The sequence below is a fragment of the Pseudobdellovibrionaceae bacterium genome, assembly GCA_020635075.1.
Classification (GTDB): domain Bacteria; phylum Bdellovibrionota; class Bdellovibrionia; order Bdellovibrionales; family UBA1609; genus JADZEO01.
This window is the reverse complement of record JACKAM010000001.1, coordinates 405,169-429,816: the sequence shown is the minus strand read 5'-3', so window position 1 is coordinate 429,816 and position 24,648 is coordinate 405,169. Positions and strand designations below refer to the sequence as shown.

Sequence of the window (24,648 nt, the reverse complement as noted above, 5' to 3'; positions counted from 1 at the left end):
CAATCCATCCATCCTTAAAAGGTATAAGAGGCCGTCAAACGGTAAATCCGCCGATGCTGGTTCAAATACCAAAAATCCACAATTCCCTCGTCCGTAAAACCACCGTTCTCATAGGTCAACGAGGCCGAGAGACTATCCCAACTGTAAGAGACCCCATATTTATTCAAGTGAGCATAGCTGACAAAACTGTCCAAGTAGTGAGTGGCCTTAAGCACAAAGGTGTAGGCCAAACGCAGCTGCTTGTAGAATTTCACCGTGTTGCTAAATGCATAGGTGTAAAAGTAGTCCGGATTCGCGGTTTTGCTGGCACTATACTCAAAGGTGTTCATCATGCCAGAAACCGACAACATATGTCCCATCATGTAACCGATATTTGAGAAGGCGAGACCAACTCCCGTACCTGCACTCAGAATGCCCTTGTAGCCTTCGCGGCGACTGGCTTCATCCATCAGAGCCTCACCACCCAAAAAGACCTTCCAGGAACTCATGCTCCAGAACATCTGTTTGTAGGAAAGACTCACTCCGGCACTGGGCTCAAAGGTCTCGTCATAGGCCTGATGGTCATCCTTATAAATCTGACCGCCGACTGTCGTGGTCGCCAAAGAGACCGAGCCCGACACTGTCCACTGGGGCTTGAATTCATAAGAAAGGGAACCACTCAAGGCATGGGTGTAAGCCCGCGGGGTGCGATTGTCGGCATAATCGGACAACACACCATAGCTCACCGTCGAGGCAAAGGGACTTTCGTCCTGCTTAGCCCGCTTGGCGTGGGGAGGCCGCAAATCAGGCGGTCGGGCTTCAGCAGTCAGGGAAATCAACAGCCCGGCGGACAACAAGAGTGCCGCCAGACCTTTTCCCTTAGTTAATGCAAGCTCGATTACTTTCACAAAGCCCTCACTTACCGAGACGTCGGTACGATCAACCGAGTTCCGTAAAAGTTGCCTGTCTTCTGAACAAAGTCATCGCGAAGAATCCGCAAGTCCTCGACCGTCTGCTGATCCACCATGGGAGGAACTCCAGTTGGGTACCAGTAGACCGGCTGACCATCCTGAATATAGAAGGGCTGCTTCAACCGGGTGTTGAGATCATCGACCGACCGAGTTCCCTTCTCCACTTCTTTCATCGTCGTGAATAGTTCATGGAGACGATCCAGAACCCGGTGCGCGCGCTTGCCGTAGTTGACTCGCACCGACTCTTTGACCTCATCCCATGGTTCAAAGACGAACACACCCAAGTTGTTCATGGTCTGGGCAAAGGTCAGTGCTTCGTTCACCGGTCCCGCCTGATCCAATTTGATCTTGGCGTCCTTCACTGAATCCTTCATAAGACTAAAAAACAGTGGCAACCGCTGCATGGAGTCTTTTTCGAAGATCATCTCCTCAAAGAAGGCTTTGGCGCGTTTGCCATCGACACCAAACTCTTTGGCATTTTGCAGGTCGAATTCATTCATCGAGTAACTGGCCACGGACCTGATATAGGCTTCGATCATATCCAGTGCTGATACCTCAAGAACGTCTTCTTCACAGGGAGCTCCGGTGCAGCCCTCTTTGGAAATGGCTACTTTACCCATCAGGTAAAACTCCCGCAGGGTCGACAGATAAGACTTAAGCATACTTTCGCCAGCAATCTGACCGTGCCACTGAATAAAGGACCTGGTTTTACCATTGAGGAGAGTCATCCCCTGATTGATAAACTCCTCACGGTCACCGCGGAAATAAACCGGATTATCTAGGGCCTTCTCAACCAAATCCTCCCTCTCCAATCCAGGAGGCATAAAGATACTCACCCGACGACGACGTAGAAGTCGGGATAGATCCTCGCCATAGACCCGCTTCTCCCTCTCGGTAGGCTGAGTGAAGATATCACCCTCAATCCGCTTCTTCATACGCATCAGCAGGTCGTACTTAGACAACCGATAGGTCTTTCCGTCCAGACGGTCAAAGCGATAGCCACTGCCTTCTTTGCGGAAATAGGCCGCATTAATCTCAGCCACCTTTTGGTTGAGTGCCGCCTCGTCCTGGATATTGGCCAAGGGAGCCATCAAATCATAAATCTGACCCAGATGCGCCCGCTCTTCCTCATAAAGGCGATTCATACGACGTTGCTCAATCTCCTTAAGAGTCATGAAACAATCAAAATACCGCTTATGGTTAGAAATATAGAGCCGTGCAATGGTCTTTTTCAAATCATCGAGAGTCTTCAGATGCGCTCTCACTGTAGTCAAATCTGGGTGTTCTTGGCCCTTTTCCTTGATCTCACCCGTCCGCAGCAAATCAGCTTCGATAATGTCCACCATGGTCTGCACATAGGTAACCCGGTTTTCAATTTCACTGCGAATCTTCGACGCTGCAGCGGAAGATTGGACCAGTAGGTTGTTCAAAGAAAGGTTGATGCTATTGGCCCCTGCACCGCTATAGGTGTAGCGGTCCAGCTCCAAAAAGCTTATCTGAATCTTGGGTGGGAGTCCCGTTCCAGGTTTGAAAGACTCATAGTCACAGACTAGATCCGTACTGGCAAAGCTGGTGTGACCGATGGTCGACCGCTCATAATCGATAATCTTGTCACCCAGGTCGCGGATGTTTTCATCCAAGTATTTGGTGAAAATCAAATCGAAAAATTTACTGCGATTGGAACCATCTGTCGAATCATCCTTAGCCACGAAAGTCTGCAGAGTATGGGTGCTCAAAGCATAGTGCAGAGCATAGAGAATCATCTCACGACTCAGGAACTCGGGATCGTTACCAAAACGGAACCACACACTTTTAATTCCACCGTCAAAGAACACGTCCAAAATAGTGTCAGCAGGAATTTCAAATGAAGCTCCCCACCAAGTGCGAACGGTGATTTTTCCCTTCATCTTGGCCAGATAGTAGGTCATGACGATCATGTTGGGATAAACCGACAAATAGTGAACGTTACGGTTGACCGACTTCAAGAGCTTGGTCGTTTCAGTGTACTCCTTGGACAAAAGGTTGTTACCCTTAAAGTAACTCCCCAGGAACTTATCCAACATCTCAATGCGGTTTTGCACCTTGAGCCAACGACCGGAAATATCACGGGACTTCAAAATGGCCTCTTGAAACACTTCGTCACTGCCAATCTGATCCGAGTTGTAGATGGTGCTCATAAAACGGTTGGTTTCAACAATCATGTAGGCCAGGTAGACCCTAACATAGGTCTGGATGATCGAAGGAATTTGAGTCAGAGCCTTCTTCTGATTGGTGTTGTCCAAAATCATCTTTACTTCAGCTGATTCCAAATGTTCGCGGAAAAGACGATCGACAACAAAGAAGTACTCATTAAAGAACTCAGGCTGGCCACCTTCTTTGCGGCGCCTTTCATCCTCCTCCAGATTTTTCAGAACATCTTCAATGCGAAGATTCTTGAAAATCTGATCGTTACCATCCTTTTGGATGTCCCGCACAATCTGGCTAAATGACAGGCCGAAGTCATCCTTTTGTTCCTGAGACTCAGCAATCGCCACCTTGACCGCTTCATTGAGCTTGGTCTTTTCCGCATCCTGATACAGACAACACTGGGCGGCCATCTCAAACATGATTCTTGTTCCGTAGCGAAACAAGTCGGCTTGCTTGTTGGAATAGACCCACGGGTTGAAGTTTTCCACAAAGGTTCTAAATTCTGGATCATTCAAGTCTTTAGGACGGTATTGAGAAATCAAAGTCTCAAAGATACCACCATGAACTTCACTTAGATAGCCGGTGGCCATGGTCTTGGGATCACGAATTGTCCCGTAAGCCAAAGCCTCTCTGGGCTGTCTGCGCCAATAGTCCATCAGGAAGGCATAAAGACGAGAGTACTTCAAATAGGCGAAGGTGTAGATATCGTCCTTCAAGCGGCTTTTCTTGGTCTTATTGCCCATGGCCAGACGCCGGTAGCGCTCTTCGGCCAGTTGCCGACATTTCTCGCTTAGCTCAATACACTCACGGGTAGAACCCGCGGCCTTGAGTTCAGCGTCGATTCCTGCGTCTAATTCACTGGCTAGTATAACCAGAATCGAAGTCGTCCGGTTATCATGGAAGACATCCTCGGCCGTACAGTCAAATTTGAGATCACGCGAACAACCAGAGAAAACCGTGTTGTAGTAGGCTGACTTCATCTGCTGGAGATCTTCTGCACTGACATAGGCTGGCTTTTCTTCCAAAATCTTCAGAAAGGCATGGTTGAAGATCGACACCATCTGACTCAATCGAGTGGTGCGATACTCCGGTGTCTCAACATAGTAACCGTTGAGAACAAATCGAGACAAAGGCTTGAGGATCTCTGTCCACAGGCCGGCCTTGGTCTTTTCTGGGCTTTTTAGAACTTCATAGGCCCGATCCAGGTCATAGTTAAGGAAGTCCTTGGACGCTACGGTGAGGTCGACGGGAGCCTTGACCGGTGTCCACTGCTTTTCGGGCTCATGTTCAAACCGAGGCTTGTTCTTTGGAGAGCAGGCCGATAGAGCCAGAGCCAGGATGATCGTTAATGCTAAGGTTTGGTATTGCGCTTTCATAGTCACCCCCTACTTCACCAAGAACTCTGAGGTGATTCGCAACCAATAGCCGTTGACAATGGCAGCCGACGACAGGATCTGTCCTGTTCCGCGGATGGACTCATCGCACATAGCCTTCATGGTGCGAGCCGAGAAGTTTTCCGGAATCTTGCCGGAAACCTTGGTCTCGAACTTGCCAAATTCCGTATCAATGGAATCATAAAAGAGGCCCAGTTTTTCCTTAGAAGTTTCCTCAGCAATTCCGGGCGGAATGTAAAATCCCTTAAACTCTGGGTTGCCATTGTCAAAAAAGCCCGCCAGACCACTACCGCCAAAGCCGTCAACACAGGCTCCGGTAATCGAATCATGGACCTCACGAAGAGAGAATTTCACGCTATCCTCCAAAAGACGATCGCCCACCTCAAAGTCATAGTCGACTTTGTAGGCAATAATATAGGAGTTTGTTCCACTCCAAAACTTCATTTTGGTGATCGGATAAAGGAACATTCCATTGGCGCGCACAAAGATCTTACCCTGAGGCAGGACATAGACGTCCCGGGCTGTGGCGCTCTTGCCAGTGAAGAAGTCATAGATAGTGGCTGTGAATTTCTTGTAGTGATCCGCTTCAGTATCCGAATTGGCATCAGGCTGAGTGGCCGAAATGATCACTGCCACAATACTCAGCTGGAACTCGTTTTGCTGATTCAATGTTTCATTGTAGGCTGGTGGCAACTTGGCCGAATCATTACTGTAGTAACGCTGCCAGGGAACCATCCAACCGGCTGCGAGGACAGAGCGTCCCATTACCGTGATGTCATCGCGACCTGTAGACGCAAATCTCAAATTGTATTTGACCGCATCGGCTACCAGCTTGGTGTACTCACGAGGATAGAGAGTCCGATAGAGGAACTTATTTTCTTCGTAATCATAGAAGGGGTTCCAGGCGAATCCACCCCAAAAAATAAGGTAAGGATTTGCTGTCGTCAAAGTGTACAATGATGAGATCTTGAGCGGCAGATTGCTCAACTGATACCATGAACCAAAAATGTGACCCCAATTACGACTTGCATCTCCCATTAGGTAGCCGCCACTGATATAGCGGTTTTCATGGTCCATCTTGGTGTAATCACCCTCAGGTAGGTTGACAAAGAACTTGTACTCGTTGAGCGCCAGGTTGTTCGCCCGACAGAGATCAATCATGTCCTTGTCTTTAAAGATCTTACGCAGAATTTCACTCTTGACCTGTTTTTCATCAGTGGGGTCATCTTTTTGACAGGCCTGGGAGAACTCAAACAGTGAATCCTGGTCCATGCGCAGCTGATTCCACAGAGGCTTCAGGTAGTCCGTGCTGCGCAGGCGGCGGCGCATTTCATCGTAGAACAAACGCACCCGGGAGAAGGAGCTCAAAGCCACCCACCACAAGCGGCTTTCCGCCCGCCACTCATTACCTCCGCCACCTACTAGGGAGTAGAGGTTGGCAACCAGATTGTCAGAAATACCTTCAAAGTAGGAGGCCGCAATGTCTTCAGCACTGCTTCCCCGGTCCCAACGGTTACAGTAGGGATCAGCACCGAGGGAGGCTTCGTAGTCGTTACACGACGGGAAATAGGAAACTGGGAACTTGCCAATCAGGGAGCCGTCTTGATTGCGAACTTCGGTGATAGCCTTAATCTTTCCACTGGTGGGAAGATTGACAAAGCGGAAATCATCCTTTTGCTTGTCGTAGACTGGATACTCGCCCTTGTACAAATAACGGAGTACCAACTCGTCATGGGGCATTGGGTGCAGATCTTCGGCGGGAAGAACCATCTCGGTGCGGCCATTACGATAACCCATGACTGAGGTCATGTTGGTGAAACCAGCTTTTTTAGTGGCTCTTTCCCTAAGTGGGCCAATAAACCTTGAGGGTACTGTACCCTCTTTTGGGACAATGTTTTCTTTAAATTGGTGACCCATCCCCAAAAAGTGGCCGATCTCATGAAGGGCCAGATCCTTCACGATGGAGTCTAGCATTTCCGGGTAGGTGCGAACGCTGTGAGCTTCAGACTCATTCCAGGCGCCCATCATGTTTTCGACTGTGCGGCCCTCTTCGACAAAATATGCCGAGGCAGTCGGAGAGAAGTGGCTCAACAGCTCAGCCCTACGGGCTTTATTATTTTCACTCAAGATAGCATTGACTTCTTTGCGATCAGCCGAGCGGAAGAAGCGGTCTACCGGTTGGGACTGATTTTGCTTGGTGTAACCAAACTCATTCAAAAGGGACTGGCGTGAAAAGTACTGCTGGTTTTCCTCAACCTCAGACTGGGAGTGACTGATCAGATCATTGGCAATGACACCCAAGCGGCTCTTGTTGCCTTCTACCTTAGCCAGGTGAGCTTTGAGGCCGTCAATTTCGGCCTTCAGACTTTCCTGCTCTTCAGGATTTTTGGGGGTCTTGCGGGCCAGCCGGACAATTTCATCATTAATATAGTCAAGGTGGCTGCGGGAAAGATCGTTGACAATAGTCCCTTTCACACTCAGGTCCACATTGCCCACGCCTGGCATATCAGGTAGGCGGTTGGGAATCGGTGGGGTTCCGAGAGCCAAGGGGAAAGCCTTGGTCAAATTTTCGGCTTCTACAGATGAGGAAGATGAAACTGGGGCGTACGCATTGATGTATTTTTCCAGCATTCCACCATAGAGAACCACGCCACCCCATATGATTTTACCATTGCGTACATCTGCATGGGCCATTCCAATTCCCAATGGGGAATACATAGATATGGCTTTGTCGCTAATCCAGGTCAGACTTGGGTACCGCAGGTCAAATGGATGATTAAAGTTTGCCACCACACCCTCGAAAACCTTAAATCCCTTGGGCACGGCGCCCACTCTTTCAAAGGTCTCATTCCACTCATCAATGACTCCGAGAATGGTCTTCTCGTGCTCCTTGGGAACGCCATTCAAATAGAGTTTCTGAGTTTTGCGCACATCCCAGTGAGCCACGTAAAGATCGGGCTCCACACCTTCGATCCTTTTACCCATGACGTGCAAAATGTTTAAATATTTTGAGTTTTCCTGATGGTAAGGGATTCGTTTAAAGGAAGGGTCATGGTCAAATTTGAGGAAGTTGACGCGGATCTTAGCCTGCATCTCTCCCCACCAATTGGAACTTACCGTATTGATGGAGAATCCCAAGAAATTATTAGTACGGTCCCACTCGATTTCCTCTGCCGAAGTGATGCGGTGAGGGCCACCCCAAAGAAAATCGAGGATTTCAGTACCTGCCAGGTTAATGGTCATCATGGGACGAGCCGACCAGTGAGAGCGACTCGTGTTTTCTATCCACTCGTTGGTTTCACGACCATATGAATCTTTGTTCTTCTCATAGTAATAATGCTTGCTAATTGGAATCTTCAGAGCCTCTTTCCATCGATTGCGGTCTTCAGGAAAGCTGGGATGAATGATCTTGCCCACCAGATAGTTTTCGGTAATTTCAAATTCAATATTACAGTGGGCAGCTTCATTGACCATCAAAGTTATGTACTTGCCGATCCATCCGCGACCCATTTCAGGGGCCCAGGCGCAGAGAAAGGTTTTAGGCTTCCCACTGGGGTCGACAAAAAAGCTCTTTTCAATCCGCTGCTCAGAGGGAGGAGGAGTTTCAGCTGCCCGCTCTTTAAACAACTTTCCGTTTAAAAGGCCTCGGCCCGTGCAACCAAAAAGAGTTGCCATGATCACCAGGCCTAACCACAGACGAAGACCTTTAAAGTTTTGAGATACGTTCCGCTTAAACACGTGGACTCCTTCCCCCAACGGGAGGCAATTCAATCAAGATATGGGTAACCCGATGGCCGGGTGCATAGCTTAAGCCATCTCGTGGATTCCCAAATCCACTTTCAACCGCTTGGATTAAAAGGCTTTTTGGATGGTTATATTTTGTATTAGAAATTTTTATGGATTGTGGGTGTCGATGCCCTGAGCACAATGACCAAATTCGCCTGCCGAATTTTGTCGCCGCAAAAGGCCGCATAAGCAAATCCCATAGAAATGCGTGAGCGAACCTTCCAGTTCAATACCTTTTAGTCTTTCCCTTTTTCCCTCTTAACTCTTGTGATACTGCACATTTGTAGCTTACTTTCTCAAAGGACACCATCAACGTGTGAAAAACGGTTAATAATTACTGGAATGTCTAAACATTTTTTCATACCACCTGGGGGTTGAAATGCGCTTTCTCCACAGCATGATTAGAGTCAAAGACCTGGAAAAATCCAAGCAATTCTACACAGAGGTTTTGGGAATGAAGGTCCTCAGTGAAACCGAGTATCCCAGTGGCGAGTTCACTCTGTGCTTTGTGGGTTACGGGGATTCTAAATACGATCCTTGTATTGAACTCACCTACAACTGGGGTCGCAGTGAATATGAAATCGGCGATGGCTTTGGCCACATTGCTCTCGGCTGCCCGGACATTTACAAAGTGTGCGAGGACATCCGCAAACGAGGCGGAGTCATCACCCGTGAGCCCGGCCCCATGAAGCCCGGAACCACCGAAATCGCCTTCGTCAAAGACCCCAACGGCTACATGATCGAGTTGATTCAAGTGAAGGATTAAGGGTTGGCATTGGAATTGCCATTGGGGTGGTATGCCCCGAGCCTTGTCTTTGTTCATCATTATGGTGGTTTTGAGCCTATCTTCAATTAATGAGGCCTGGGCCGGGATTTCTTGCCGAGACTCTATTAAACGGCAGACGAGGGAGGGGAACGAAATCCGCCTTTATGACGTCAACAAGGTGACGCCATTTAGTCGTATTGCCGAAAAGGGGCTCGGTCGGATTTGGGCCATCATCAAAGCGGGCCGCATGGGAATCCGTGACTATTGGGATCGCATGAGCCAATCCGAACACCCGGTGATCCTCTGGGACCCTATCCGCGGACTCGACATCGTTTATCAGGATGTGGGTCATCCGAAAGACCATCTCCCGAGCGAGCCTCAGGTTAAAGAGTTGGCCGAGGCCAGTCGCGAATTCATTGGCGAACGCGTATGGCTCCTGGCCTATGATGGCAAAGGCTTGATCGAGGTGCGTGGCGTTCTCAAGAAAGTCATCACTCCCCGGCCGCGAAGCCCCGATCCCTATTGGCCCGATCGACCAGACCTCACCGGGCGGCCCACCTTGCGCATTCACATTCCTGATTGGCAAACCTGGATCGAACAGCCCATCGATCAACTGTTATTTTTGGGTGCGCCCTAAATACCTGGGTCCTCCCCATTCTTTAGGGAGGACCCAGTGAAAGCCTAGGCCCATCCGGAAGCACTTCTATCGTGCCTCGTTCTCCTGAATTCAGGAGCTGACAACGACGGACAGTCGTCAACCGCTTTGAGCCTATGGCGAACCAATAAAAAAAGAGGGCTGGCGAGCAGGACGATCACGGGGGAGCCAATGATCAGCAAGTATCCCGCAGCGAGAGTAAAAGCCAAACCTCCAGACAACACGCTTAACATTAGGTTTAACAAGGTTTCCATATTCTGCCTCCTTACCCTCATCCCCTTTACCAATCCCCGGAGGAGCTGGATCCAGATGGCTCCAACTCTGGAGAGAGGGGATAGCTACCCAGTTCACACCATTTCCATAGTGAGTCAGTTTCCCAATGCAGGGGAAGGTCTGGGCCCATTGGGCACACTCGCCTACCGCCAGGTTCTAACATCGAGCTCTGTTCCTCCAAGGAACTCAGGTGCAGGTCATTCACAGCAAGGTTCATGTGAGTCGAGGGCAGCCCGTTGCTTTCTTGATTGATGAATAAAAACAACAGGGCAGCAAAGCCTATCCAAGACAGCAGTTTTTTTGTCGAGCTGAGGACTCCATTTACCCAATCCAATTCAAAATAGGTGTCCATAAAAACTCCTTTCTCAGGCAAGCGATCCAATAAACCGCCTGAACAAAAGAAAAATAGAAAATCTACGGAACAAAATTAAGTGTGGATTTACTTATTGGGAGGGGGGATCGCTGTAACCCAAAAACGGCGGGAGTTAACTTGAAGTAATTCACCAATGACTATCCAATTCATTTCTTCCTCCTTCCAAATCTCCTTCCGTGTTAGGCGGAACGGGGAATAAATAATTAGCTCTGTAAATAATTATTAGCATTGAGTTTAAATTGTCAAGGTCCAGCTCAATCGATCAAAGAACTGTATGTGATTTCAAATAATTATTCGTTTTTGGTGGTCACAGCAAATCTCAAGATGAAGCATCTTTGGGCGACACGGGATCTTTTCAAACACCCAGGTCTCGTCGTGTCTCTACCAGGGAAGACACCTCACCGCCCAATCGGCGGACCATCTGTGCGGCCGCCTCCACCAGGGCTCCGTTGGAAAATGTTTTTTCTCCTGACGGCAAATAAAACGTGTCCTCAAGTCCGGTGCGAATATCGCCACCCAACTCAACCGCTTTTTCCAGCAAAGGCCACACCTCTTGGCGGCCAATGGCGATCACTTGCCAATGAAAATCCTCTTCCATTTCGGCCTTCAATAGCGGCAACCATTCGGCCTTGGCCGGCATGCCGCTGGCCACACCCATGACCAAGGAGACAAAGGGCTTCCCTTTAAACAGACCCGCCCGGCGAAACATGGAGATGGAACGCAGAATCCCCGTGTCAAAGCACTCGAACTCAGGAAGAGTGTTGGTCTCTTCCATCACCTTCAGATACTTTTCGATCTTTTCCACCGGATTATCAAACAACATGGGAGGCCAGGCCCACTGCCCGTCACTGCGAATCTTTAAGTAATTTAAAGATCCAGAGTTCATAGCCGCCATTTCAGCCTTCACCCGACGAAGAACCGATACAGGACCTGAGATATCGGGGCCGATCACTCCAGTGGAGCAATTGATCACCAAGCCCGGCACTTCACTGCGAATGGCTTCAACGATTTCAGCGCACACGTCGGGGTCCCAGGAGGGAAGATGCCTTTTCCCCTCTTCTTGCTGACGAAAATGACAGTGAACAACAGTGGCACCAGCATCATGGGCCTCACGGGCAGCCTGGGCCATTTCTTTTGCCGTCACCGGCACCCGGTGCTTCACGGGATCAGTCAAAACTCCCGTCAAAGCGCAGGTAATGATCGTTTTTTCTTTAGTCATTTTCATCCAATCGCAATAGTTCCGAGTGACTCTGTACCACGTCTCCAGCTGACACAAAGACTTCTTCGACCAAACCATCTCGTTCGGCGTAGATCGAGGTTTCCATCTTCATGGACTCAAGCACCACCAAGGGATCGCCCTTTTTCACCGCGTCTCCAACTTTAATCATCACCTGCACCACTTTGCCACTGGTGGGTGGACGAACAAGAGCTGAGGACTCCATGAGGTGGGCACGACAGACTCGCGGTTGCCAGTCGATCCAACTGGGCGCAAGACCCAATACATGAACATGGGTTGAAGATCCAACCTCAACAAATCGAACTTTGTACTGCTGGCCGAAAATCTCCAGGCGCATCCGACCCGGGGGGTGACTCAAAATACTGGCCACTCTCTCCTGACCACCTTCCACGATGTGGTATTGTTGGAACTCATCCACCCAGTACTCGATGACGAACTCCTCCCCATTGAGCTTCACCCTCTCCCTCTGTCTTTGATTGGGCATATTGGACCAACCGGCTGACAATTGAGACCATACGGCCTTTCGCGAGCGCCGCTGAACAGAGCGAGCCAGCAAGGCCGCCACCGTAGACTCCCGTACCGGAGGTTGAGTGGTGAATTCGTTCTGCCACTCGCCGCCAGCCTGATGGGTTTTGTATTGGCCACTGATGAAATCATCTTGGCTGAGGGCCGCGAGCAAAAAACCTTGATTTGATCTCAGGCCCAGCAGGCTTGAGTAGGACAGGGTTTGCATCATTAGTTGGCGGGCCTCTTCGCGATTTGCTCCCTTGGTGATGACTTTCGCCACCATGGGATCATAATCCGTACCGACACGATCCCCTTGTCTTAATCCCAACTCCCAACGCACTCCCGGGGCGCGGTAAGGGAAGAAGGTTTTCACTTCACCGGTTTGCGGCAGAAAGTTCTGGCCCGGATCTTCGGCATAGAGACGGCATTGTATTGAGTGTCCCTGGGGAACCAATTGATCTTGCTGCCATCCGCCACTTTCTCCCTGCGCCACGCGGATTTGTTCGCGCACCAAGTCTACCCGATAGACCTCTTCGGTCACTCCATGTTCCACTTGAATGCGGGTGTTCATCTCCAAAAAATATATTTGCTCCGCTCGGAGCTCACCATCTGAGCTGGCATCAGCCAAAAACTCCACGGTGCCCACTCCCTCGTAGCCAATGGCTTTGGCAATTTTGACTGACCACTCGCCCAGCTGCCGCCGCAACTCGGAAGACACAACTGGGGATGGACATTCCTCAATGATCTTTTGATGCCTTCTTTGCACCGAACACTCTCGCTCGCCCATGTGGACGATATTTCCCTGTCGATCCGCCAGCACCTGAACCTCAATGTGTTTGGCCACGGGGAAACACTTTTCCACCAGCAGCGTGGCATCACCAAAAGCTTGCTTGGCTTCACGGGCCGCACCGGACCAGGCTTCAGAGAACTGCTCCGGCCCCTGTACGAGTCGCATGCCCTTTCCTCCACCTCCGGCAGAAGCCTTTATCAACAGCGGAAATCCGACCTTTTTTGCCGCCTGAGCTGCTGACTTTTCGTCCATATTGAGTTCGGCCCCAGGGATCACCGGCAAACCAAGAGAACTGACTAAATACTTTGCTTCTTTCTTTGTGCCCATCTGGCGCATGGCCTCGACCGGTGGCCCTACCCAAATGAATCCTCCATTCAAGCAGGCCTGAGCAAATTCAGCATTCTCTGCCAAAAATCCATAGCCGGGATGAATGGCGTCAACTTGGGCTCTTTTTGCTACCGCTAGCAGTGCCTGCTGATTCAAGTAAGACTGACTGGCAGTCGCAGCTCCCACAAAGAAAGCCTCGTCCACTTCGCGTAGGTATGAGCTTTCCTTGTCTGCTTCTGAATAAACACCAATGGTGATGATTCCCATTTGCCTACAAGTGCGGGCAATGCGGGTCACAATAGCCCCTCGATTAGCGATCATCAGTCGACGAATTTTTTTCTCTGACATTTCCATCCCCCGGAAAATCACATTCGAAAAACACCATAGGCCAACTGGTCTTTTGGTTTTTCGTCTTCATCTTCACAGTAAAGTAAATTTAAACAAATTCCCAACACCGGCCGTGTGTGACGGGGATCAATAATCCCGTCATCCCAGACCCGTCCGGTGGCAAACTGGGCGGTGGATTCCATTTCCACCTTCTGGCGAAGGGCTTCCGTTTGTGCCTTTAGCTGCTCCGCTTTATCAGGGGGCATTTTGGCTGCCTTTTCCTTTTGCAGAAGCTCCATCACACCAGCTAACTGATCAGGTCCCATCACTGCCAACCGGGCATTGGGATAGGAAAATAAAAACCGTGGCTCGTAGGCCAACCCGCACATGCCGTAGTTGCCAGCTCCATAAGAGGCGCCGACTAAAACCGTAATCGCAGGCACACGGGCATTGGCCACCGCATTGATGAGTTTCGCACCATTTTTGATAATACCCCCATGCTCGGCTTCGGTTCCCACCATAAAGCCCGTGATGTTTTGCAGAAACAACAGGGGAACTTTTTGCTGGTCACAGAGTTGAATAAACTGTGCCCCTTTTTCGGCCGCAGCCGACTGCAGCACCCCATTGTTGGCAAGTATTCCCACCGGCATTCCAAAGATTTGGGCAAAGGCCGTGACAAGTGTCCCGCCATAGAGAGGCTTAAACTCAGAAAACCGCGATCCGTCCACAATGCGGGCAATAAGTTCCCGCACCTCAAAAGGCTGACGCACATCTGCGCTTACCAGGCCAAGAATCTCATCAGCTTCGTAGATGGGCTCTTGAACCTTTTGCTCAACTCCTTTGGGCTGACGAACTTTAAACAGACCGACAATTTCCCGGGCCAGAGCTAATCCATCATCTTCGTTCTGCGCCAAATAGTCGGCAACTCCCGATTGGGTGGCGTGCATTTTCGCACCCCCCAAGGTTTCATCGTCCACTTCCTCATTGATGGCCATCTTCACTAAGGGTGGGCCAGCCAAATACACCTTTGCCTGCTTGTCGACCATGATCACATAGTCACTCATCCCAGGGATGTAGGCACCACCAGCCGTGCTGCTGCCAAAGACCACCGATACGGATGGAATGCCGAGCTTTGAGCGTCGAGTGATCTCGCGAAACTGGGCGCCACCATAATTGTAAATGTCGGCCTGATTGGGGAGATCCGCTCCTGCAGACTCAACAAGAAAAACTGTGGGCAGGCGGTTTTCCCTGGCGATGACGGCCAAACGCTGCATCTTAAGAAGGGTAAATGCATTGATCGCTCCGCCCTTGATGGTGGGGACGTTGGCCACAATCAAGCTCTCCCGACCAGACACCAAACCAATTCCCCCCACCACGCTGGCTCCAGGGGCCACTCCCTTCTGACCCAGTCCGGCGAGAGGCATCAATTCCAAAAACGGACTTTCGGGGTCCAGCAGCTTAGCGATTCTCTCTCGCGCCAGGAGTTTCCCCTGCTGGCAATGCTTCTCCGTGTAAACCGCATCGCCCTCACTCAAAGCCTGTTGGAGAGTGTCTTGTAGACTGGTCACCAATTCGAGCATTTTGTGATAGTTGTCCTGATAAGCGCGTGATTGGCTGTTGAGACGGGACTTGAAGACTTCCAAAGAGGACCTCCCTCATGCGGTTTGACTGGTCGAAATCCCTCTACCTATAATTTAGATGGCTTCACTCAAGAGTAATCCAAAACGGGGGAAAATGAAAATGTCTACAGACATGGAAATCATGGAAGAGCTCCGCGCCTCAGCGCAAAAGGTTTTGCAAAACGAGCTGCTCCCGAAAGTCGAGGAAAGTGAGTCCAAAGCCGAGTTTGCCCGCGACGTGCACAGGTCCTTGGGCCAATTGGGATTGGCCGGCCCCATGCTTCCCGAAGCCTATGGTGGAGCTGACAGCCTAATGGCACAATTGGTCGTCGCCGAGGAAATGGGTTATGTGGACAATGGCTTTGGTCTGTCTTCACTGGCCAGCACCTGTCTTTATGGTGCCAATGTGGCTCGTCATGGAACCGAGGCGCAAAAGCAAAAATATCTCCCCTCCATCATCGATGGCAGTCGCATTGGCTGCTGGGGACTGACAGAGCCTGAGATTGGCAGTGATGCTTTATCCATTAAGGCAACCGCGCAGAAAAAGGGAGATGGTTATATTCTCAATGGGGCTAAAACATTTATCACCAATGCCCCCATTGCTGATGACTTTGTGATCCTCGCTCGTCTGACCGATGAAAACGGCAAACCTGTTGGCAAGGGTATTGATGGCGGTGTGGCCTTTATTTTGGAAAAGGGCATGAAAGGCTTATCTACGGGTAAACCCTTCAAAAAAATGGGCCACATCTCCTCCCCTACCGGCGAAGTGTTTATGGAGAACGTGGAGGTCGGTCCTGAGCTCTTACTTGGAGAAGAGGGCCGTGCCTTTTACGATATGAAGTACTCACTTGATGTGGAGAGGGTGATATTTAGCGGATTGGCCACAGGCCTGATGCGCTTTTGTCTTGATGCCACTCTCAAGTACACCATGGAGAGAAAACAATTTGGCGTGCCCATCGCTGAGTTTCAAATGGTTCAAGACAAGGTCGCACAAATGTCCATGTGGTATGAATCCAGCCGCACCTATTTGTACCAGACCCTGCATAAGCTTGAGGCAGGGCAAAGTGTTAACCGTGAAGCTGCCATCGCCAAATTGTTGGTTGCCGAAGGAGCCCGCCATGTGGCTGATATGGCAGTTCAGTGTCACGGCGGCTATGGCTATATGAAAGAGTACCAAGTGGAGCGAGCCCTGCGCGATTCAAAGCTCTTTGAGATTGGCGCCGGTACGAGTGAAATTCAAAAACTCATTATTGCCAAACAAACCTACAAGGAATTCTTAAGATCATGAGTGCAACACAAGGTCGGTTTCTGGACCAGTTTACATTAATTACCGGAGGCACCAAGGGACTTGGCTTTGCCACTGCCCAGTATTTTGCCGAAGAAGGATCTAACCTTCTCCTCAGTTATCGATCTGACGAAAAGGCTGCTGACGAAGCAAAAAGCAAAATTTTGGCCATGGGGGTTGATTGTCATTTGATCCAAGTGGATCTGTGCGAAACCGAAGGTGGCACTTATCTGGGTGAACAAGTGAAAACCTTGGTCCCTCATTTAAATTATGTGGTGTGGAATGCGGCCGCGTCGGCATTTAAACCTCTTTTGGAAATGAAACATCACCACTTTGCCAAGACCTTTCATCTGTCCATTTGGAATCTCCTCAGCACACTGCAAACACTCAAAGGGTTTCTGGCTCCCAGAGGGGCTGTGGTCACCGTCAGTGGCATGGACACCCTTCACGTCGTTCCTCAGCACGGAATGTTGGCGGCCGCCAAAGGAGCGCTTGAGGTGATGACCACTTATCTGGCTCACGAGTTGGGTCCACAAAAGATTCGCGTGAACGGAGTAAATCCTGGTTTTCTGGAGACTGAATCTACGCAGAAGTTCTTAGGCCCCTTTTTCCCCAAAGTTTCAGAGGCTCATTCGCGGGCCACGGTTTTTAACCGCCCGGCGGATTTCCGTGAGGTGGCTCAAGTGATTGGATTTTTATGTTCCCCTGAATCCAACTGGGTGGCGGGTCAAACCATCACTGTGGATGGTGGGTTCAACGATGCCTTAACGCTACCGGGGTTTGGATTACCTGAGAGATGAAAGACTTCCTTGATCGCTACCTGACGAATAAACCAATTCGTAATCTCTTATCTGCAGCTCTTCTGCTATTTGTTTCTGTTTCATTAGGCTGTAGCCTCCTTTACAAGAAACTTGGTGGCAATTTCGCCGGGCCGGCAGAAAAGATGTCAGAGGAACTGAGTGCTGGGGCTCTAAAACTCATCGCTGATGCCTACGAGGGGATTGACGGCCAGAGTTTAAGTGACTTTCACACCCATGTCGTCGGCCTGGGAAAAGGCAACACGGGAGTGTTTGTTCACCCGGGTTTTCTCAGTTGGTCCAGTCCCCGACGTCATATCCAATTCAATGTCTATAAATCAGCCTCGGGAATAAAAGACGATGATTACGCCGACTTTCAGTATTTGGAACGTTTAGGTCAACTCATCGAGAACAAAGGTGGCCCCTCAGGAAAGCACTACATCCTGGCATTCGACAAACACTACCGTAAGGATGGTACAGTCGATCTGGACGCCACAGAATTTTACATTCCCAATAGCTACGTGTTCAATACCGCCCAGGCCCATCCTGACTACTATGTTCCTGTCATGTCTGTTCACCCTTACAAGAAAGACGCGATCGGAGAGCTCATCCACTGGGCCAGCCAGGGCGTCAGGTTTATGAAGTGGCTCCCCAACGCCATGGGGATGGACCCGAGTGATCCGGACCTGGAACCCTTTTATCTTAAAATGAAAGAACTCGGCGTTACCCTCATCACCCACGCCGGACATGAGGCCGCCGTCGAGGCCGATGAGCACCAGAAGCTCGGAAACCCATTGCTTCTGCGCCTTCCACTTGATTTGGGTGTGCGGGTGATTGTTGCCCATTGCGCGGGCTGGAAAAGCAACGAGGACCTGGACGACCCCGAGAGACCTCAGGTTTCCAATTTCAAACTTTTCAGCCGTATGATGGAAAATCCCAAGTACAATGGCCTATTGTTTGGTGAAATCTCAACTATCACTCAATTCAATCGTATGGATGAGGCCCTTAAAGGTCTTTTAGAAAAACCCGAGTGGCACGGACGCCTGGTCAACGGATCGGATTATCCGCTGCCGGCGATTAACTTTTTGATCCACCTGAAAAAACTAGTTAAGGGCGGCTACATCAACAGTGAAGAAGCCGATCTGCTCCGCGAAATCTACAGCTACAATCCTCTCACTTTTGATTTTGTGCTCAAGCGCACCATCCGCCATCCGGAGACCGGAGTCCGCTTTGCGGAGACGGTGTTTGAGGGGTTGTGATTTGGTTCCAGGTCCTCAATTGATATGTGCCGCGACATAAAGGCCTCAGCCAAGAGTCCTTTATGTCGCGGCACATATCAATTGAGGACCTGGAACCAAATCAGAACGGCAGCTTTATAAACTTCCACCATGGATCGTACTTGTCTTTGATCTCCAGACTATCGGCTTTGAGACTCCACGAATCTGACTCCTCAATCTTTTCCAGCTCAAATGTAAAGCGAGCCCTATGGTCCTTATTAGTATTCTTAAAAGTTGAGCCCTCTTCACAAAACTTTGTCAAATTTCCTTCAAGGACAAACTTTCTTTGGTCGGGATCATCACTGAACTTCGTCCAATGGACGTTATGGATCACCACGCCCAAGGGCTTTTGTTCCCTCACACTGATTTCATCAATAATGGGCAATGGCAGAAGTTGAAAGTGACATTTCATTTTATCTGCAAACTGCTGGGTCAGGTCATACTGCTGATCAAATACATTGAGAAGAATTTGGGGATAGTCCTTACCCGAGTCGCCATTGACAACAATGAGGGACAAGCGGGTGTTGAATGGCAGAAGCGGGCTTTCGCTAACATGATGCTGCAGCAAAAGAGCCACCTTGTTCCCAAGGACATCGAGGTAGGTGTGATCCATCTCACCCTGATGATGACCCAACTCGTGAACCAACACACTGACCGCCTCACCCAGTCCCATCGGTTGAAGAGTGCCTTCGGGGCCCTTAGCGTAAATCAGATCTTGGTTAATGTAGATGGGAGCTCCCACAGCCGCACCGGTCTTGGCCACCTTGAGTTCTCCGTCGATGAGAAAAGTTCCTGGTTCTTCCTTTTCGCTGGCAAACATCAAGCCCCCATGCCCCTGGGCCTGAAGCGAGTGGCTTTCTTTAATTGCCGTCAAAATGCGCCGATCTCTCTCTGAGAGACGGCAGGCTTGGGAGGTCAGGCAAATAGACAAATATTTCTCCATGGAGGAAAAGGCGCGCACAAAGGTCTTTTCGGCCAGACCTCCACCATTATTGACATCGTCGCCTGGCCTCCAAGTACGAATCACCGGCAAAGCCGATGTGTCATTGATGATTACATCCGCATAACCAGGCTTTGCCATGGCTGCCAACAATAATAGTAAAACTCCGTACCTCATTGATTCTCCCCTTTCACCTCAGTTAATGGGAATAACTGAAAACTGAGAGTGTAAACTTCTGTCGGTTCACCGGATTCCAAAATGGCTGCAACCCGATGTTTTGCCTTCATTAAATAGTCTTTTGCTTTTTTCAAATTCTTGGGATTTGTCGCCACCGTGGTGGAACTGAACTCCCTCAGTTCAACAGGAGTTTCATCCAAGGCCTTTTCTGCCAATTGCAGATTCCCCCTGTGGTGACGGCGAACAGCCTCAGAGGGAATGTCCCTGGACGTGGCCAGAGGGCGCGCTGTGCGGACCAATCGCCCCCGCCTTGTTTCAACCAAATTCAGTCTCAACAGTCGATCTAGGGCCGTGTGGGCTTCAACCTGGGAAATGCCCAATCGATTTGCTAACCACTTAGCATCAGCGCGACAGTTTTTCATTTTACCGAGATTCATAATCGCCAGGTAATACCAATCGGCAATCAAGCGGAAGGTGTCTTCCTTAAGTTCAAGTCTCTCCACTTCTTCAAACTGCAGCTTGGAGAGTTGGCTATGAGAAAAGATTTGATCTCTTTCCAGAGGTGACAGCTCTAGTTTTTCAGCCATTCGGCGCAAACTAGTTTTCGACAGTTGCCGTTTGCCATTAAGAGCGTCCGACAAAGAAGTGGCACCAATGCCCAAATCACGAGCCAAAGCCCTTAAGGAATAGGCGGGGTTCTTGGCTTTTCTGTCGGCCAAGACCTGATTGAGAATGCGAATAGACGGATGATCAATCAATGGGGTCCCCTCTCCCTTGGAAACGAGTCCTCCCACAGCTCCGCCCAATCCGTCAACAAAAAGGAACATAGTGTCCCGATTTCAACGAACGGAACACTATGTCCCGCACCCCCTATTGCAAGTCCACGAAAACTCACATAAACCCTGTGCTCGAAACAAATGGGAGCTGGTGGTTCAGCACCCAAATAAATGAGGAGGGAAAACACATGAAAAAGCTATTAATAGCACTTGCGACAATGGTTTCAATGCAGGCCTTCGCTGAGTCTCCACTATGGACTTGCGCCATGGAATTTGATGCACATGGCAAAGGACTTCAGGTTTTATTGGGAAAATATGAAATCCAAGGGACTGGCAACCTCGACTGCTACGGCATTTCCGGTGATGAAGTTTCCATTCCGGTAAAGATCACTATGGATTCCAAGCCAGTTGCTCTACGGGTGGCCTTTGGTGAGCTCAATGCCAAAGGGGTCAGCGCAAAGATCAGCCTGTTTGCCAACAATCCAGAAGACCTTCTCGGCAACTATTTGGTGGTTCGTGCTGAAGCCGCCGTCATTGGTGGCGTCGGTGCCTTTGTTGCCACCCACGCGGACTTCCCCGCTCTCGTTCTTAATGTTGGCCTTGAGTTCACCCATGGTTTTGGCGTGAATCTTGGCATTGAGAAAATGAAAGTTGAGATGGCCGAGTAAAAGTACTTTTCTACTTTTTGAGGTGGACCAAATCAAAACGGAGGGCAATCGCCCTCCATTTTTTTTTCCAGGCCTTGGAACCAAATGACAGGCCCCTCACCTTACAGTTTGGCCAGGATCTTTTCCGCTGGGCAAAAGCCGGTGAAAGCACTTTGCAGTAGGTTGAGACCTACAAATCCGGTGAGAAACAACCAATAGACGGAATGCACCTGACTCAGGGTCAAACTGACCAGGATCATCGTTCCGGCCAGCACCCTAATTTTTCTTTCAATGGACATGAGAAACCTCCTGATAATTATTTTTTGCAAGTGCCCCAGATGGAAGCTCATTGTTAAAGCTGGCATTGGCCTGGCCCAATTGAACTTCCTCCTGGATCATGCGGACACGAGAGTGCCCGATAAAGTAGTAATACAAGACTGGAACCGCAAAGCGGCTGAGAATAGTGGCCGCCACTTCACCAAATATCAAACTCACCGCTAAGCCCTGAAAAATGGGATCGGTCAGCATCACGGCACTACCAACCACCACCGCTGCTGCCGTTAAAAGCATCGGTCGAAAGCGCAGAATACCTGCCGTCAATACCGCCCCCTTGAGCGCCAGCCCCTGCCTGATCTGGTGTTCGATAAAATCAACTAGAATAATCGAGTTACGTACAATAATTCCGGCCCCGGCAATAAAGCCAATCATGGAGGTGGCTGTAAAATAGGCTCCGGTTATCCAGTGACCCGGCAAAATACCAATCAAGCTAATGGGAATGGGCGCCATAATCACCATGGGCACGGAAAAGCTTCTAAACCAGCCGAGCACCAAAACATAAATGAGGATCATCACTACCGCAAAGGCCCCACCCAAATCGCGAAAGACCTCGTAGGTGATAAACCACTCTCCATCCCACTTAACCACTGCCTCTGAAGTGTTCCACGGAACATCAGCCGTCTGCATGGGGAAGGGAATCTGGGGCTGAATCTTGATCATCCCATAGACCGGTGCTTCTTCAGCTCCCGATAATTCACTCAACACGTAGTTCACGGGCTTTAGGTTTTTCCGGTGCAGAACCTGAGAGGACTTCAGCACGGGATCTTTGATCACCCTTTCCAGATCCACCACCCCAGCTTCAAAGCTAGGTGCGGTTTGCCCTTTAAAGGGTCGTGTTCCCGAACGCACCCCCTGCTCCATGCTCAAATCAATGGATACGTCTTCTGGACTGTCGACACTGTCCAACAAAAACAAAGGCCGTTCTGAAAACAATGTGTGGCCGGCTGCCATTAAGGACTGAGCTTGTATTCCCATCCACCCGGCTTTTTCAAAATCAAATGAGTAGACTTGGCGGGGACGCCCCTCGCGCCAGGAGTAATCGAGATCCACGACACTGGATTCGCCGGCAAAAACCTCGTGAACCTTTTCAGCCACACGCTTCCTCTCTTCAGCCGACGGACCATAGATCTCAGCCACCATAGTGGCAAGAACAGGAGGTCCGGGAGGGATCTCCAACACTTTGCTCATGACATTGTGTTTTTTGGCAAACTCGGCAACCACCGGTCGCAGTTCAGCAATGATGTCATGACTGGATTTTTTCCGATCGCCCTTGTCGGTTAAGACGATTTGCAGATCATTCAGATAATCAGCCCGACGTAAAAACGTATGCTTCACCATTCCAGAAAAGGAATAAGGTGCTGCCTCGCCCGCAAAGACCTGTACCTTGAGGACGTCCTCGTGCTGGAGCATTGATGCACCCAACTCGCGGGAGAGCTTTACTGAGTCCTCAAGGCTCGTGGTTGCCGGATAGTCGAGCAGAACCTGAAATTCACTCTTGTTATCAAATGGAAGCATTTTGACTTTGACAGCTTTAAAGTAAACCGTTGAGGCAGCAGCCATAAAAAGCACAGTGATAAAGGCGCCAAAGCCGAGAGCCTTCAATCTTCCACCCAAAAGCCCATTCATCATCTTACGATAGACCTGATCCAAGCGACTCTCTTTGTGCCCCTCGCCAGCGTCACCTTCACCCTCCTTATGTTCCTCGTGTTTGAGCAGACGTACTGAAGCCCAAGGAGTAACAATAAAGGCCACAAACAATGATAGAATCATGGCGAGACTTGCGCCCACGGGGATCGGCGCCATGTAGGGACCCATCAACCCGCGGACAAAGGCCATGGGCAAAATGGCGGCGATCACGGTAAAGGTGGCAAGGACGGTGGGATTCCCCACTTCGGACACCGCCCTCATGGTCGCTCGGACAATGCCAATACCTTTTTCAGATTTTAAGTGCCGTTCAATGTTCTCCACCACCACAATGGCATCATCAACCAAAATACCGATTGAAAAGATCAAGGCAAACAAGGTTACGCGATTAAGTGTGTAACCCATGAAGTAATAGATCGCTAAAGTCAGAGCCAGTGTCACTGGAATGGCAATGACCACCACCAAGGAAGCGCGCAGACCCATGAAGAGAGCAATCAACAGTGCCACGGAAATGGTGGCAATCAGCAGGTGTTCAATCAACTCGTGGGACTTGTCGGCTGCCGTCACTCCATAATTTCTCACCTGGGCCATGGCGATATCTTTAGGCAGCCCTTGGGAAAAGATCTGAGCTCGATTAACTAAATCCTTGGCCAAAGTCACAACGTTAGTGCCCTTGCGCTTGGCAAATGAGATTGACACTGCCGTATGCCCCTGGGGAACATCTTTGCTCAGCAGCACCGACTGGCGAGTGCGCTCCTCCGGCCCGTCTTCCACCCGAGCCACGTCTTTAATTCGGACGACCGATCCACCTCGCTGACCAATGGCCACATGACCGACTTCTTCCGCAGTGGTCAGGCGACCTCCGACTTCGACGTCATAAACTTCACTGTCGCCCCAATTCTTTCCCGCGGGGGCATAGGCGTCGTTGGCCTGGAGGGCACGGGCGAGATCCATCATAGAAACTCCCCGGGATGCAAGCCTTGCCTGATCGGCAATCACCCGAACGGCCCGCTTTCGACCGCCAAGAAGTTCCACTCGGCTCAAATCAGGTGTCGAAGACAATTCACGAGCCAGAGGTGCGACCATGGATCTCAAACTGTAATCGTCCCTGTCAGCCGAGGTGAATGTCAGGACCAAGAAGGGAACATCATCAATAGAATAGGATTTCACATCAAAGGGGGTAATGGTCTGAGGCAACTCTCCTCTGATAGACATAAGTTTATGGTGAATCTTCACCAAGCTTGGTTCCATGGGCTCGCCCACTTTAAATCGCACCGTGACCAGACTACCGTGCGGCTGGCTCGAAGAGTAGACGTACTCCACTCCGTCAAGACCCCAGACCGCTCGCTCGATGGGCTCGGTTACCTTGCGCTCAACTTCAACCGCCTCAAAACCCGGTGCTCCGGTGCGAATGTCAATCATCGGAACTGAAATTTGTGGCTCTTCCTCCTTAGGAGTCAGCCACACGGCCATAATTCCCAAAAGTAAACTCACAACTGCCAAAACCGGGGTGAGTTTGGAATGAACAAACAATCCTGCTAATTTTCCTGCCATACCGTATTGATCTTGTTTCATTTT

Annotated in this window: 17 protein-coding genes; 6 read left to right on the top strand and 11 right to left on the bottom strand. The window is 50.1% G+C overall.

Features of this window, described 5'->3' with window-relative positions; genetic code table 11:
* Positions 1–14 precede the first annotated feature (14 nt).
* From H6624_01770 to H6624_01760, 3 genes are read right to left on the bottom strand one after another with little or no spacing between them, the layout of a single operon-like run.
* Positions 15–887 carry a hypothetical protein gene (locus tag H6624_01770; protein ID MCB9083036.1) on the bottom strand — a complete coding sequence of 291 codons (873 nt, stop codon included), beginning with the start codon at positions 885–887 and terminating at the stop codon, positions 15–17.
* Between the two features lie 11 nt (positions 888–898).
* Complete coding sequence (locus tag H6624_01765) at positions 899–4,513, bottom strand: hypothetical protein (protein MCB9083035.1); 3,615 nt, start codon at positions 4,511–4,513, stop codon at positions 899–901.
* 9 nt (positions 4,514–4,522) lie between these two features.
* Entirely contained in the window at positions 4,523–8,269 is a 3,747-nt protein-coding gene (locus H6624_01760; GenBank protein MCB9083034.1) for a hypothetical protein, read from the bottom strand.
* 427 nt (positions 8,270–8,696) lie between these two features.
* Between H6624_01760 and gloA the strand changes: the two genes are divergently transcribed.
* Complete coding sequence (gloA, locus tag H6624_01755; GenBank protein MCB9083033.1) at positions 8,697–9,083, top strand: lactoylglutathione lyase; 387 nt, start codon at positions 8,697–8,699, stop codon at positions 9,081–9,083.
* 31 nt (positions 9,084–9,114) lie between these two features.
* Positions 9,115–9,720, top strand: a complete 606-nt coding sequence (locus H6624_01750) for a hypothetical protein (protein ID MCB9083032.1) — start codon at positions 9,115–9,117, stop codon at positions 9,718–9,720.
* Positions 9,721–9,764: 44 nt separating this feature from the next.
* On the opposite strand, the gene H6624_01745 is transcribed toward H6624_01750, so the two are convergent.
* From H6624_01745 to H6624_01730, 4 genes are all read right to left on the bottom strand, one after another.
* A complete protein-coding gene (locus tag H6624_01745) occupies positions 9,765–9,992 on the bottom strand; it encodes a hypothetical protein (protein ID MCB9083031.1) in 228 nt (75 codons plus the stop codon).
* A gap of 747 nt (positions 9,993–10,739) precedes the next feature.
* Complete coding sequence (locus H6624_01740; protein ID MCB9083030.1) at positions 10,740–11,603, bottom strand: 3-keto-5-aminohexanoate cleavage protein; 864 nt, start codon at positions 11,601–11,603, stop codon at positions 10,740–10,742.
* Positions 11,596–13,593, bottom strand: a complete 1,998-nt coding sequence (locus H6624_01735) for a biotin/lipoyl-binding protein (GenBank protein ID MCB9083029.1) — start codon at positions 13,591–13,593, stop codon at positions 11,596–11,598. The genes H6624_01740 and H6624_01735 overlap by 8 nt, the downstream gene beginning before the upstream one ends.
* 17 nt (positions 13,594–13,610) lie before the next feature.
* Positions 13,611–15,152 carry an acyl-CoA carboxylase subunit beta gene (locus H6624_01730; protein ID MCB9083028.1) on the bottom strand — a complete coding sequence of 514 codons (1,542 nt, stop codon included), beginning with the start codon at positions 15,150–15,152 and terminating at the stop codon, positions 13,611–13,613.
* 160 nt (positions 15,153–15,312) lie between these two features.
* On the opposite strand from H6624_01730, the gene H6624_01725 reads away from it, so the two are divergent.
* From H6624_01725 to H6624_01715, 3 genes are read left to right on the top strand one after another with little or no spacing between them, the layout of a single operon-like run.
* Positions 15,313–16,479, top strand: coding sequence for an acyl-CoA dehydrogenase family protein (locus H6624_01725; GenBank protein ID MCB9083027.1), 1,167 nt, complete (start codon positions 15,313–15,315; stop codon positions 16,477–16,479).
* Positions 16,476–17,276: an SDR family oxidoreductase gene (locus H6624_01720; GenBank protein MCB9083026.1), complete on the top strand. Its 801-nt coding sequence runs from the start codon at positions 16,476–16,478 to the stop codon at positions 17,274–17,276. Before H6624_01725 ends, H6624_01720 begins: the two co-directional genes overlap by 4 nt.
* Positions 17,273–18,532: an amidohydrolase family protein gene (locus H6624_01715; GenBank protein MCB9083025.1), complete on the top strand. Its 1,260-nt coding sequence runs from the start codon at positions 17,273–17,275 to the stop codon at positions 18,530–18,532. The genes H6624_01720 and H6624_01715 overlap by 4 nt, the downstream gene beginning before the upstream one ends.
* A gap of 100 nt (positions 18,533–18,632) precedes the next feature.
* Here the strand turns inward: H6624_01715 and H6624_01710 are convergent, their stop codons facing one another.
* Positions 18,633–19,667 (bottom strand): hypothetical protein, encoded by a 1,035-nt coding sequence (locus H6624_01710; protein ID MCB9083024.1) that lies wholly within the window; start codon positions 19,665–19,667, stop codon positions 18,633–18,635.
* Positions 19,664–20,425: a TIGR02147 family protein gene (locus H6624_01705; protein MCB9083023.1), complete on the bottom strand. Its 762-nt coding sequence runs from the start codon at positions 20,423–20,425 to the stop codon at positions 19,664–19,666. The genes H6624_01710 and H6624_01705 overlap by 4 nt, the downstream gene beginning before the upstream one ends.
* Positions 20,426–20,631: 206 nt before the next feature.
* Here H6624_01705 and H6624_01700 point away from each other — a divergent pair, with 206 nt between their 5' ends.
* Complete coding sequence (locus H6624_01700) at positions 20,632–21,111, top strand: hypothetical protein (GenBank protein MCB9083022.1); 480 nt, start codon at positions 20,632–20,634, stop codon at positions 21,109–21,111.
* Between the two features lie 101 nt (positions 21,112–21,212).
* On the opposite strand, the gene H6624_01695 is transcribed toward H6624_01700, so the two are convergent.
* Positions 21,213–21,389, bottom strand: coding sequence for a DUF2892 domain-containing protein (locus H6624_01695; GenBank protein ID MCB9083021.1), 177 nt, complete (start codon positions 21,387–21,389; stop codon positions 21,213–21,215).
* Complete coding sequence (locus tag H6624_01690) at positions 21,379–24,645, bottom strand: efflux RND transporter permease subunit (GenBank protein ID MCB9083020.1); 3,267 nt, start codon at positions 24,643–24,645, stop codon at positions 21,379–21,381. Before H6624_01690 ends, H6624_01695 begins: the two co-directional genes overlap by 11 nt.
* Positions 24,646–24,648 lie beyond the last annotated feature (3 nt).

What these genes read in the sequence shown, in the direction of transcription:
- H6624_01765 (MCB9083035.1), bottom strand. Translation starts at nt 4,513, where the DNA reads ATGAAAGCGCAATACCAAACCTTAGCATTAACGATCATCCTGGCTCTG.
- gloA (MCB9083033.1), top strand. Translation starts at nt 8,697, where the DNA reads ATGCGCTTTCTCCACAGCATGATTAGAGTCAAAGACCTGGAAAAATCC.
- H6624_01750 (MCB9083032.1), top strand. Translation starts at nt 9,115, where the DNA reads ATGCCCCGAGCCTTGTCTTTGTTCATCATTATGGTGGTTTTGAGCCTA.
- H6624_01745 (MCB9083031.1), bottom strand. Translation starts at nt 9,992, where the DNA reads ATGGAAACCTTGTTAAACCTAATGTTAAGCGTGTTGTCTGGAGGTTTG.
- H6624_01740 (MCB9083030.1), bottom strand. Translation starts at nt 11,603, where the DNA reads ATGACTAAAGAAAAAACGATCATTACCTGCGCTTTGACGGGAGTTTTG.
- H6624_01735 (MCB9083029.1), bottom strand. Translation starts at nt 13,593, where the DNA reads ATGTCAGAGAAAAAAATTCGTCGACTGATGATCGCTAATCGAGGGGCT.
- H6624_01730 (MCB9083028.1), bottom strand. Translation starts at nt 15,152, where the DNA reads ATGCTCGAATTGGTGACCAGTCTACAAGACACTCTCCAACAGGCTTTG.
- H6624_01725 (MCB9083027.1), top strand. Translation starts at nt 15,313, where the DNA reads ATGTCTACAGACATGGAAATCATGGAAGAGCTCCGCGCCTCAGCGCAA.
- H6624_01720 (MCB9083026.1), top strand. Translation starts at nt 16,476, where the DNA reads ATGAGTGCAACACAAGGTCGGTTTCTGGACCAGTTTACATTAATTACC.
- H6624_01715 (MCB9083025.1), top strand. Translation starts at nt 17,273, where the DNA reads ATGAAAGACTTCCTTGATCGCTACCTGACGAATAAACCAATTCGTAAT.
- H6624_01710 (MCB9083024.1), bottom strand. Translation starts at nt 19,667, where the DNA reads ATGAGGTACGGAGTTTTACTATTATTGTTGGCAGCCATGGCAAAGCCT.
- H6624_01700 (MCB9083022.1), top strand. Translation starts at nt 20,632, where the DNA reads ATGAAAAAGCTATTAATAGCACTTGCGACAATGGTTTCAATGCAGGCC.
- H6624_01695 (MCB9083021.1), bottom strand. Translation starts at nt 21,389, where the DNA reads ATGTCCATTGAAAGAAAAATTAGGGTGCTGGCCGGAACGATGATCCTG.
- H6624_01690 (MCB9083020.1), bottom strand. Translation starts at nt 24,645, where the DNA reads ATGAAACAAGATCAATACGGTATGGCAGGAAAATTAGCAGGATTGTTT.